At 43.2% G+C, this 12009-nt stretch carries 12 protein-coding genes and 1 pseudogene; 2 read left to right on the forward strand and 11 right to left on the reverse strand.

Translation table 11 applies throughout. The annotated features are described in order from the left end of the window. Nucleotides 1-20: 20 nt before the first annotated feature. The 11 genes and pseudogenes from rsmI to HZC12_02925 form a co-directional block, all read right to left on the reverse strand. Entirely contained in the window at nucleotides 21-854 is an 834-nt protein-coding gene (gene rsmI / locus HZC12_02875; GenBank protein MBI5025671.1) for a 16S rRNA (cytidine(1402)-2'-O)-methyltransferase, read from the reverse strand. Nucleotides 855-868: 14 nt separating this feature from the next. After that, on the reverse strand, nucleotides 869-1135 hold the full coding sequence (locus HZC12_02880; protein ID MBI5025672.1) for a hypothetical protein: 267 nt from the start codon (nucleotides 1133-1135) through the stop codon (nucleotides 869-871). 182 nt (nucleotides 1136-1317) lie between these two features. Beyond that, nucleotides 1318-1506 carry a hypothetical protein gene (locus tag HZC12_02885; GenBank protein MBI5025673.1) on the reverse strand — a complete coding sequence of 63 codons (189 nt, stop codon included), beginning with the start codon at nucleotides 1504-1506 and terminating at the stop codon, nucleotides 1318-1320. Further along, on the reverse strand, nucleotides 1506-3239 hold the full coding sequence (locus HZC12_02890; protein ID MBI5025674.1) for an NAD+ synthase: 1734 nt from the start codon (nucleotides 3237-3239) through the stop codon (nucleotides 1506-1508). Before HZC12_02890 ends, HZC12_02885 begins: the two co-directional genes overlap by 1 nt. A gap of 30 nt (nucleotides 3240-3269) precedes the next feature. Then, nucleotides 3270-4436 carry a nickel pincer cofactor biosynthesis protein LarC gene (gene larC, locus HZC12_02895; protein ID MBI5025675.1) on the reverse strand — a complete coding sequence of 389 codons (1167 nt, stop codon included), beginning with the start codon at nucleotides 4434-4436 and terminating at the stop codon, nucleotides 3270-3272. Further along, nucleotides 4433-5157, reverse strand: a pseudogene (gene larB, locus HZC12_02900) (nickel pincer cofactor biosynthesis protein LarB). Before larB ends, larC begins: the two are co-directional and overlap by 4 nt. Beyond that, entirely contained in the window at nucleotides 5150-6145 is a 996-nt protein-coding gene (locus tag HZC12_02905; GenBank protein ID MBI5025676.1) for an NAD(P)-dependent glycerol-3-phosphate dehydrogenase, read from the reverse strand. The pseudogene larB and the gene HZC12_02905 overlap by 8 nt, the downstream one beginning before the upstream one ends. A 33-nt stretch (nucleotides 6146-6178) precedes the next feature. Next, nucleotides 6179-7624 (reverse strand): glutamate--tRNA ligase, encoded by a 1446-nt coding sequence (gltX, locus tag HZC12_02910; GenBank protein ID MBI5025677.1) that lies wholly within the window; start codon nucleotides 7622-7624, stop codon nucleotides 6179-6181. 145 nt (nucleotides 7625-7769) lie between these two features. Next, complete coding sequence (locus HZC12_02915; protein ID MBI5025678.1) at nucleotides 7770-8333, reverse strand: CDP-alcohol phosphatidyltransferase family protein; 564 nt, start codon at nucleotides 8331-8333, stop codon at nucleotides 7770-7772. A gap of 86 nt (nucleotides 8334-8419) precedes the next feature. After that, the gene (locus HZC12_02920; protein MBI5025679.1) at nucleotides 8420-9526 is read right to left on the reverse strand and encodes an inositol-3-phosphate synthase; all 1107 of its coding nucleotides are present in this window, start codon (nucleotides 9524-9526) and stop codon (nucleotides 8420-8422) included. After that, a complete protein-coding gene (locus tag HZC12_02925; GenBank protein MBI5025680.1) occupies nucleotides 9526-10020 on the reverse strand; it encodes a hypothetical protein in 495 nt (164 codons plus the stop codon). Before HZC12_02925 ends, HZC12_02920 begins: the two co-directional genes overlap by 1 nt. A 126-nt stretch (nucleotides 10021-10146) precedes the next feature. Here HZC12_02925 and HZC12_02930 point away from each other — a divergent pair, with 126 nt between their 5' ends. Both HZC12_02930 and rfaE2 read left to right on the forward strand, forming a co-directional pair. Next, a complete protein-coding gene (locus HZC12_02930; GenBank protein MBI5025681.1) occupies nucleotides 10147-11328 on the forward strand; it encodes a phosphopentomutase in 1182 nt (393 codons plus the stop codon). A gap of 105 nt (nucleotides 11329-11433) precedes the next feature. Then, a complete protein-coding gene (gene rfaE2, locus HZC12_02935) occupies nucleotides 11434-11895 on the forward strand; it encodes a D-glycero-beta-D-manno-heptose 1-phosphate adenylyltransferase (GenBank protein ID MBI5025682.1) in 462 nt (153 codons plus the stop codon). Nucleotides 11896-12009: the final 114 nt, after the last annotated feature.

Here is a 12009-nt window from a genome sequence, read left to right on the forward strand (position 1 = left end):
ATTCTCCTCCTTCTCACTTCTCACTTCTCACTTTCTTTGAGGCTTCTATCATACAGTTCCTTTTTGCTTAAACCATATGACTCTGCAACCCTTTTTACAGCCTCTTTCCTGCCAAGGCCCTTTTTCATAAGGGCACTGATCTCAAGGAGGGCATCCACATCAGAGAGTTTTTCCTCCAATAGCCTTCCTTCTACAACAATAACGTATTCTCCAGCTATGGTTCTTTCTTCCATTTCATCGAGGATATCTGATATATTGCCCCTCAAAATCTCTTCATGGAGTTTTGTCAGCTCTCTTATCACAACAACCCTGCGATTTCCCAAAACATATTCCATATCAGTCAGGGTCTCAAGAACTCTGTGAGGGGCTTCGTAAAAGGTAATGGTCTTATCCTCAAAGGCAAGTTCCTGGAGGACTTTTTTCCTCTGCGCTTCTTTTGCTGGTAAAAAACCGATAAAAATAAATCTTTCTGTCGGAAGTCCAGAGATGGAAATTGCTGCAATCAGGGCAGAAGGCCCGGGGATCGGGACAACATTTATCCCTTCATCAATGGCTTTTCTAATAAGAACACCTCCAGGGTCTGATATCCCCGGAGTACCTGCATCTGAAATCAGGGCAACATCCTGGCCTGCCTTTAACCTCTCCAGGACATCTTCGGCCCTGATTTTTTCTTTCTCGCTCCAGTAGCTTATGAGTGGTTTTGATATTCCATAATGCGTGAGTAGCTTCCTTGAATGCCGCGTGTCCTCCGCAGCAATTACATCTACTTCTTTCAGAATTCTGAGCGCCCTGAGGGTAATATCCTCAAGGTTTCCTATAGGGGTGGAGACAATATAAAGGGTCGATGCCTTCAAGGCTTCTCTCTTTATTATTCAACCTTAAGCAGTTTTCTCAACCGCCTGTCAGCATTTACCACCTCATCCACATTATCACCGCTTATCTCCCATGTATAGTCGTCCTTGGCACTGCGTTTTAGTTTTATCTTTGCTGGTTTCTCAGGTTTAACCTGTTGTATCTGGGGGACTTGCTTGAACTGAGTTTCTGCTGGTGTTGAAGCAACTCGCTGCTCATCTCCATCACGAGTGCAGCCAGATATTAATAGAAATACTGCTAAAAATATAAAAACCGATTTCATTGTCTCCTCCTGGATTTATCCGAAAAATGCATTAAAGAAAACCACAGAGACACAGAGGCACTGAGGGATAAAAAGTGAAGATATGTTTTAAAAATTCTCTGTGTCTCTGTGCCTCAGTGGTTATTCTTATCTCTGTAGTTTTATTAAAATTTATCTCTGTGTCCTCTTTCAATTGCATTAATTTAGTATATCGGGCCTGGTTCGTGCTTTATTTCTTTTATGGATGCCGTTATCCAGCCTATATCGTAAGACTGGCCGCAGTTGGGGCAGATAAGGCATATCTTTGTTCTTCCTTTTACCCGTTTAAAAAATACATGGAAACCCCTCTCATAAGCACATGCAGGGCATGCCCTGAATTCTTCTGTAATCATCAATAACTCCTGTAATGATTTGTTATAGGGAATCTTCTATCCCTTCCAAATGCCCGTGATGTTATCTTTATTCCAGGCGGTGCCTGTCTTCTCTTGTATTCTGAGCGGTCAATCATCATTATGACCCTCTGCGCACACTCAACATCGCAACCCATATCCATTATTTCATCAAAACTGCGGTCATCCTCAACATATGCCTTTAAAATAGGGTCAAGCACCTGATACGGCGGAAGCACGTCAGAGTCCTTCTGGCCAGGCTTGAGCTCAGCAGTTGGTTCTTTATAGAGAACCCTCCCGGGGATTATATCTCTGCCCTGTTTTTTGTTCCTCCACTCGCAGAGCTTATATACCATTGTCTTAGGCACATCTTTTATAACAGCAAAGCCTCCTGCCATATCGCCATAAAGGGTTGCATAGCCAACACTCATCTCTGACTTATTTCCTGTTGTAAGAACAAGCCAGCCAAATTTATTTGAAAAAGCCATGAGGAGATTTCCCCTTATTCTTGCCTGGAGGTTTTCTTCAGTGGTATCTTTCCTGAGTCCTTTAAAATCCTTTGCCATAATTTTCAGGTAGGTTTCAAAAATCTCTGTAATTGGAATTTCGATAATTTTTATACCAAGATTTTTTGCAAGGCTGTAGGCATCCTCGTAACTCTCCTTAGCGGTATATGGCGAGGGCATAAATAAACCTCTGACATTTGCCTTTCCGAGGGCATCAACGGCAATAGTAGCTACAAGGGATGAATCAATGCCGCCACTGAGGCCAATTATTACCCCCGTGAACCTGTTTTTTTCTACATAGTCCTTTGTTCCTAAAACGAGGGCGCTATAAATTTCTTCTGCTGGCGACAGTACAGTCTCTTTTCTCTTTGGAAGTTTTGGCTTATATTTAGTCCCGAAGGCTCGGGAAGGGATTGAAATTTTATCAACCAGTCCTTCTTCAAGGGCAAGGGCTTCCTGTCGCCGCCTCGGGTCATGTAGCCTGCTCATTATTACCGCATCTATATTTAAGTCCACAACTATAAGGTCCTCTTTAAACCGCTCGCCCTTTGCAATAGTATTACCGCCCTGGTCTATTACAAGGCTGCCACCGTCAAAGACAAGCTCGTCCTGACCTCCTACTGTGTTTATATATGTCACAATGACACCGCTATCCGAGGCCCTTGTCGAAAGCATCTTTTCCCTTAAAAGGGCCTTGCCAATATGATATGGCGAAGCATTTATATTAACAATAACCTCAGCGCCAGCGAGGGCCTGAACCCTTGTCGGGCCTCCAGGGTACCATATATCTTCACAGATGTTTACACCTACATTTACCCCATGAACATTATAAATCGGACATCTTGTACCGGCTTGAAAATAGCGGTATTCATCAAAAACTCCATAATTGGGCAGATACATTTTGTGGTAGACATCAATAAGTCTTTCATTTGAAAGTATGGCAGCAGCATTAAAAATATCATCCTTCCTATCGACAAAACCAACAACCGCTGTTGTACCTTTTGTAGCGACTCTAACCCTGTCCAGTGCATCTATATTGTCTTTGATGAACTGTGGCTTTAACAGGAGGTCTTCAGGCGGATACCCGGTAATAGCAAGTTCAGGGAAGGCCACAAGGTCCGCCTTCAAGGCCTTTGCCTTTTTGATATAGGAAATTATTTTTTTAACATTATCTGACAGATCGCCAACTACAGGGTTAATCTGGGCAAGGGCTATTCTAAAAGAGTACATGCTAAATTTTAAACCTCCAGGGAAATTTTATCAAAATTTACGCTTTTTTGTTATCTCATTAAGGATAACACCTATAGGCACACGATTTTTCTTTGCCAATTCCTTTAAATCTTCGTATTCAGGAGATTCTTTAAGCACCTCCCCTTTCATCTTCCCTACCTTAACCCTGACCTTTCCATAAGCCGTCTCTACCTCTCTGATTTCTCTCTCAAGGACAGTCCGCTTAGCCTGATAAGCCCTGAGGCCAAAGGTGGTTGTCTCCCTTAAGATTATATCAGATAGCTTGGCTGCTTTAAGATTATCAGAAATCACTGTGAGTTTTATTCCAGGACGGCTCTTTTTCGCCATCACAGGAGTTAAATAAACATCGAGGGCGCCAGAATCAAATAGGAGATCCATGACATGTTCATAAATCTGTGGCGACATATCATCGATATTCGTTTCAATTATTGTAACTTCATCAGCAGAGGTTGTGCCGCCTTCGCCAACAAATAACCTGAGGATATTGGGCTGTGTTCTAAAATCCTTATTTCCTGCACCGATGCCAATTTTTGAAACTTTCATATGGGGCATTGGCCCGAAGCCATCAGCCAGAGAAGAGATAATAACTGCACCTGTGGGTGTTGTAAGCTCAAATGGAATGTTTGAGGAATAAACAGGTACTTTCCTTAAAAGTCCTGCAGTGGCAGGTGCAGGAACAGGAAGGATTCCGTGCTCAGTCTTCACAGTACCGCTCCCAAGGTTTATTGCCGAAGAATAAACCTTTTCCACACCTAAAAATTCAAGTCCTATCAGTGTACCGATTATGTCAATTATACAATCCACAGCACCAAGTTCATGGAGATGAACCTTATCAAGGGGTTCGCCGTGAACCTTTGCCTCGGCCTCAAATAATCTTTTGAAGATTTTGAGTCCATTCTGTTTTACTTGCGGAGAAAGGGACGACGCCTTTATAATCTTTTCGACATCTTTCCAATTCTTTGAACTTTGACCTTTGAACTTTGAACTTTGAACTACATCTACTTTCGTGGCCATAAGGCCAGCCCTCTTGACTTCCTCTTCCTTTAATCTATAACCCTTAAGTTTAAGTTTAGAAAGTTCCCTTTTCAGTTCATTTAAGGGCATCCCTGCATCCACCATCGCCCCGAGTATCATATCCCCGCTTACACCAGAGAAACAGTCGAAATAGGCAATCATAACGTATTTATCTTATGCGCCAGACACCCTGCGCCAAATCCGTTGTCAATGTTCATAACAGCAATGCCTGGAACGCAGGAATTAAGCATTGCGAAAAGCGCTGTTAAGCCTGCCATGCTCGTGCCATAGCCAACAGATGTAGGGACAGCGATAATCGGCCTGTCTGTCAGACCTCCGATTACTGATGGAAGTGCACCCTCCATGCCTGCAACTACAATTATTACCTTTGCATTCGAAAACACTCTCCTTTTATCGAGAACCCTGTGAATGCCTGCAACTCCGATATCGAATATTGTCTCTACCTTACTTCCAAGAAAGGATGCTGTCACAGCAGCCTCTTCTGCCACAGGGATATCCGATGTCCCGGCACATAGCACAATAACTTTGCCTGTCTTCTTCTTTGTCCCTCCAGCAGCAATCACGCCGGATAGCTCATAAAATTTTGCTTTTTTGCTGGTGAGACCTCTAATGCTTTTGAGAGCCTCAAAGACCTCTTTTGACGCCTTTGTTATTAAAAAACTGCCGCTTTTCTTGAACATGGAATCAGCAATAGCTAAAATATCATTAGCACTCTTCCCCTGTGCAAAGATTACCTCAGGAACGCCATGTCTCAAATGTCTGTGGTGGTCGAAAGATGCTTTAAGGAATCGAGGGCTTTATCAGTTGTCAATCTGCCGGCCTTCACCGACTCGAGTATTTGTTTTATCTTAGAACTATGCATGAAACTCAGCCTTCAGCGTCCTTCCCATGAGGTCTTTTACAGCATCATACGGGCTTTTATCCTCATTTATCACCTTGTAGATTTGCTCCACAATGGGCATTTCGACTTTATGCCTTTTAGAAAGCTCATAGGCTGACTCAGCAGTTGCAATACCTTCTGCCACCATCTTCATATCTAAAAGGATATCTTTTAATTTCTGGCCCTGGCCGAGTTTGACACCTACAGTATAATTTCTGGAGAGTGTACTTGTACATGTTAGAACCAGGTCTCCAAGACCGCTGAGACCTGAAAATGTCTTCTCTTTTGCACCCATAGCAATACCGAGACGGGTCATCTCAGCAAGGCCTCTCGTAATAAGGGCTGCCCTTGCATTAAACCCGAGGCCGAGGGCGTCTGATATTCCAGATGCAATGGCTATAACATTTTTCAGGGCGCCACCAAGCTCAACGCCGAGGATATCATCGTGAGTATAAACCCTGAAATAATCTGTATTGAAGATTTCCTGAAGAAGTAAACCTGTCTTCACATCACCGGTTGCAAGGGTCACTGCTGTGGGGAATTTTTTTATCACCTCTTTTGCAAAGCTCGGACCTGAGAGTGCCGCAACCTGATGACTGGAAAGCTCTTTTAAAATGGCCGAGACAGTTAAGAGAGTCCCTTTTTCTATTCCCTTTGAGGCACTGATGATTATTGCTTCTTCGGATATGTATGGCAATGCGTCTTTGAATACTGCCCTTGTATACTGTGTGGGGACAACATTAAGAATAAACCTTGCCTTTTTTACAACATCATCTATCCTGTGAGAGACCTTTATGCTGCGTGGTAAAACAACATCAGGAAGATAGATGCTGTTTATTCCAGTCCTGATAATTTCTTCGCACAGGTCTTCCTCGTAAACCCAGAGGGATACATCATAATCTTTCTCAGAAAGGAGTATCGCAAGAGTCGTCCCCCATGTCCCTGCACCTATAACAGCAATATAGCTCATAGAAAATTAATTCACAGTCACAGTAAACAGCATTTACTGATAATTGACACCAATCACTTTTATTGCCTTCTCAAACCTTTTTATCGTCTTTTCTTTCCCCACAATCTCAAGCACCTCGAAGATTCCAGGGCTGACCGTATTACCTGTAATGGCGACGCGTACAGGCTGGGCGAGGTTGCCGAGCTTGATGCCGTGTTTATTAACAATGGACATAAAGATCTTCTCGATCTCAGGCGATGTGAAGTTATCAAGAGAAGCGAGGGCGTCTCTTAACTCGACAAGATATGGAAGGCTCTTATTATTGAGAAATTTTTCTTTTGCCTCTGGATTGTATTCAACATATTCAGCAATATAGTATCTCAATGAATTCGCAAGCTCAAGCAGGGTCCTCGACCGCTCCTTCAATGTAATAATCGCCTTTGAAAGCCATTCTCTGTCAAGCCCCTGCCCCTCTCTGATTATACCCTCTTTTATAAGAATAGGTCTTATAAGTCCTATAAGACTTATTTCGGTAGATTGGTTTATATACTGGCTGTTAAGCCAGAGTAACTTCTCAGGATTAAAAACAGCAGGAGACTTTCCTACATTCTCGAGAGAGAATTTTTCTATTAATTCTTCTTTTGAAAAGACTTCCTGGTCTCCATAAGCCCACCCAAGGCGGGCAAGGTAATTGAGAAGTGCCTCAGGAAGATAGCCCAAATCCCTGTACGCTGTTACAGATGTTGCTCCATGGCGCTTGCTGAGCCTGGTCTTATCAGAGCCGAGTATCATTGGAAGGTGTGCAAATAAAGGCGGCTCGTAGCCAAATGCCCTGTATATGTGTACCTGTTTTGGCGTATTGTTAAGGTGGTCATCTCCCCTTATGACATGGGTTATCTTCATATCAATATCATCAACCACAACAACAAAGTTATAGGTGGGAGTTCCATCAGAGCGGAGGATTATAAGGTCATCAAGTTGGGCATTTTCAAAGACCACCCTGCCCCTGATTAAGTCGTCAACAACTGTCTGGCCTTCCTGAGGCATCTTGAACCGCACCGCAGCATTTTTCTCTTGAACCCTTGAACCCTTGAACCCTTGAACCCTTTCTATGTTTCTGCATCTACCGTCATATTTTGGAGGCATCCCTTTTGCAAGGGCATCTTTACGCCTCTCCTCAAGCTCCTCAGGGCTACAATAGCAATAATAGGCATTGCCTTCTTTTAAAAGTTTATCCACATAACTGCGATAAACATCAAATCTGTCTGTCTGCCTGAAAGGCCCTTCATCCCAGTCAAGGCCAAGCCATTTCAACCCTTCAATAATTTCCTCTATTGACTCATCTGTAGAGCGGCTCCTGTCTGTATCCTCTATCCTGAGTATAAAAATGCCTTGGTGGCGTCTCGCATAAAGCCAGTTAAAAAGCGCAGTCCTTGCGCCTCCGAGGTGCAAAAAACCAGTAGGGCTCGGGGCAAACCTCACACGTACTTTTTCTACCATAACAGATTATAAGTTAGCTGTTCGAATTTGTAAACTTAACTATTTTTCAGTAGAATGGCAATTGACTTGAGGCCCAGGGAGATAGAATCAGGGCAACACTACCTGAGTTTAATTTAACTTGAAAATGCAGTTGGGAAACCACTCTTCATTTAATTAATCTCCGCACATGATAGATTCTCTGGATTACTGTTACATGGGTAAGAATTAGCATGAGCCAGAGCACAGGCACAAGCCATCCGCTTATTGCACCGAAAGCAAGAAGCACCACTCTTTCAGGGCGTTCCATGAGTCCTGTGTGGCAGTCTTTCCCAAGGCCCTCTGCCCTTGCCCTTGCGTAGCTTATGAGAAATGCACCAACCATAGTGCCGATGCTTAAAAAAGCGCCTGTGTGATTTCCAGTTGAAGCTAAATACCATGCAATGGCCAGAAAGATGAAGGCATCTGCATAGCGGTCGAGTACAGAATCAAGATATGCCCCAAAGTCAGTTGCCCTGCCATTTGTCCTCGCAACAATTCCATCGAACATATCAAAGAGCCCGCCAACAATAATCAGAATGCCTCCTGCCCTGAGATTATAAGGAATGACAAAGGCGGCAATAACACTTATTATAAAGCCAGAAATTGTGAGGATGTTAGGATTAACGTTTATTTTTTTTGCAACAGGGGTAAGGGGCTTATCAAGAAAATGGCCGAGTTTAGCACTAAGCATAAATTAAAAATATCGGAGATCCGCCGGGGCGGAAAGGAATTCCATAATTTTGACTTTTGATTTTTGCATTTTGATTTTTTTAGTTTTCATCTATCCCGTTTACCAGCAATAAACTCCTCCACCCTTTCCCTTGCCTCTTCATCGGACATCTGAATTATCGGGTGCTTCATAAAATATGCCGAAGGAGATGTCAGCACACCTCCGATAGCCCTCTTCCTCGCAAGCTTGCAACATCTTATGGCATCTATAACAACCCCTGCGCTGTTGGGAGAATCCTCAACTGAAAGCCTCAATTCAATATTGATTGGAATCCCTCCAAAACCCCTGCCTTCCATCCTCAAGAAGCAAACCTTGTTATCATTGAGCCAGGGGATATAGTCAGAAGGGCCTATATGGATGTTGTCGTCTTTGAGTGGATTTCCCATCTGAGACCTTACGGCTTCTGTCTTTGATATCTTTTTCAACTTAAGCCTGCTATGATTGAGCATATTAAGGAAATCTGTATTGCCGCCTACATTAAGCTGGTATGTGCTGTCTATCTTTACTCCTCTGTCCTGAAATAATCTGGTCAGGGTGCGGTGTATTATGGTTGCGCCAATCTGGCTCTTTACATCATCGCCGATTATGGGTATACCTTTTTCTTCAAACCTTTTTGCCCATTCTTCATCTGATGCAATAAAAACTGGAATACAATTTATAAAGCTCACGCCTGTGTTAAGGCACGCCTCTGCATAAAAGGCAGTTGCTTTTTCAGAACCAACTGGCAGGTAATTCAGAAGCATATGGGCACCGCTCTCCTTCAGAACCTTCTCTACATTACATGGCCTTTCCCTGGCCACTATAAAACGCTTATCATCCGGGTAATCAGCCATGTGCGGAGAAACACCATCAAGAACCTCTCCCATTGCCACCTTAGTCTTGTGATCCTTCAGGCTGTTACAGAAAATTTTGGTGCAGTTAGGCCTGGCAAATATTGCCTCGGAAATCGGCTTCCCTACTTTTCTTTCATCAATGTCAAAGGCAGCAACTATCTCTATATCCTCAGGCCTATAGCCGCCGAGGTTGTAATGCATGAGTCCGAGAGATTTGTGCGGGTCGTTTTCACTCAGAGTTTTATAATACTCTATCCCCTGAACAAGCGAGCTTGCACAATTGCCAACCCCGGCTATTGCAACCCTTATTTTATTCTCCACTAAAAAGAACCTGCCTTATTGAATCCGTAGATAATACCGCCCTTTTTCTTCCTCTTGCTTATACCTGCCCTCCAGAGATTGGCAGGTGGAAAGGAAATAAAATCTTCAAACTCTATGTCTTCAAGGTCTAAACCTTCGAGAAACTGCTCAACTGCCTTTTCCCAGTTCTCAACAACCCTTTTCCATATCCTCTGAACAGTGTCCTTATCAAGGCCTACTTCTTCGGCTGTCTTTCTGATGCTATTGCCTTCAAAAAGGGACTTCAGGGCCTGCTTTATGGTTCCCTCATCTGTGTGCAGGCCAAAGAAAATAGTCCAGCGCCTTTCTGAAAATCTGAAGCCGCAGCTACGACACCTGAGTAATTTGCGCTTGTTCTTGCCATAGCGGTCGATTATTGCTATGTTGCCACGGCCTTTTTTGCCGAAGTCTTTACATCTCCTGTTGGGGCAATAAACAATATCTAAATCTAATTGCACAATATTTTTTATAGCCAAAGTTTAAATAGAATGTCAAGACAAAAATTCAATGAAGTGGGGACAGAGGCAGTGAGCAGTGAGAAGTGAGCAGTGAGAAGTGAGAAGTGGGAAGTAAGAAGTGAAATGTGTGTTATTCTATAATCAATGTTTGAAAGAGTAATATTAATTATCATTGATAGTCTTGGTATTGGTGAGCTTCCTGATGCAGGGGAATTTGGCGATAAGGGCAGCAATACACTCGGAAATATTGCAAAGGCTGTTGGAGGTTTGAACCTTCCGAATTTAGAGGCACTCGGCCTTGGTCTTCTCGGAGACTTTACGGGCATTAAAAAATCAGAAAAACCTATTGGCTCTTACGGCAGGATGAAAGAAGTCTCTCCTGCAAAAGACACAACCTCAGGACACTGGGAACTTATGGGAGTGCCTGTAGACAGGCCATTTCCAACTTATCCAGAAGGCTTTCCTCAAGAAATAATCAATGCCTTTGAAAAGGCCATCGGAAGACGAATCCTCGGAAATAAGCCTGCATCAGGGACAGAGATAATAAAAGAGCTCGGCCCTGAACACATAAAAACAGGCAGGCCCATTGTCTACACATCTGCGGATAGCGTCTTTCAGATAGCTGCACATGAAGATGTCATACCTCTTGAGAATCTGTATCAAATGTGTGAGGCAGCAAGGAAAATCCTGCAGCCACCCCATAATGTCTGCCGTGTCATTGCAAGACCCTTTATTGGAAAACCAGGGAATTTTGTTAGAACGCCAAAGAGAAGAGACTATAGCCTTCCACCACCTGCGAAAACAGTCCTTGAGTATCTAGTCGATAAAGGGCTCGATGTGATAAGCATAGGAAAGGTCAAAGATATATTTGCAGGAAGGGGCTTTACAAAAACGGTCTCAGTAACAGGGACCGATGAAGGGATATCTAAAACCACTGAGAATTTTAAAGGCCTCAAAAAGGGGCTTATCTTCACAACCCTCGTGGACTTTGACACATTATACGGGCATAGAAATAACCCACATGGATATGCAAATGCCCTTGAGGCATTTGATGCAAGGCTGCCTGAAATTCTTGAAATGCTTGGCGAGCAGGATTTTTTAATTCTCACTGCAGACCACGGCTGTGACCCGACCACACCAAGCACAGACCACTCAAGGGAATATGTGCCACTCCTTGTTTATGGCCCATCTTTTAAAGCAGGCAAAGACCTTGGTTTAAGGGAAAGCTTTTCAGATGTAGGGGCCACAATTTTAGAAGCATTTGATATTAAAGGGGCAATAAAGGGGAAAAGCTTTTTGAGGGAGATTGCCCAATGGAGTAGATAGGGAGCTTAACTAAATTTGACAATGTAGTTAACTCGCTGTTAAATTAAATAAAACCAAATATGGTTTTATTTATCCTGAGGAGCGGAGCGACGAAGGATCTTTTTAATGAGAAGCAAGATTATAGAGCTGGCAGAGCTAAAAAATACACTGCCAAAGCTTAAAGCCCAGGGTAAAAAGATTGTCTTCACCAATGGCTGTTTTGACCTGATCCATGTAGGCCATGTCCGCTACCTGAGGGAGGCAAAAGCACTCGGCGATATCCTTGTGGTTGGATTAAACACTGACAGGTCTGTGGCAAATATAAAGCATGGAAGGCCGATAACGCCTGAGGCTGAACGTGGCGAGGTTCTTGCGGCATTACAGATGGTTGATTTTGTTGTCCTCTTTGATGAAGAGACGCCCTATGAATTAATAAAAGAAATCCAGCCAGATATCCTCGTTAAAGGCGGTGACTGGAAAAAAGAAGACATAGTCGGAAGCAATATTGTAAGAGAGACCCACAGCCTTCCCTTTGTTAAAGGAATCTCTACAACAGCAATAATTGAAAGAATTCTGAAAATGCGTTAACCACAGAGGACACAGAGATAAATTTTAATAAAACTACAGAGATAAGAATAACCACTGAGGCACAGAGACACAGAGAATTTTTAAAACATATCTTCACTTTTTATCCCTCAGTGC

The organism is Nitrospirota bacterium, assembly GCA_016214385.1.
In the GTDB taxonomy this organism is placed as follows: Bacteria; Nitrospirota; Thermodesulfovibrionia; order UBA6902; family JACROP01; genus JACROP01.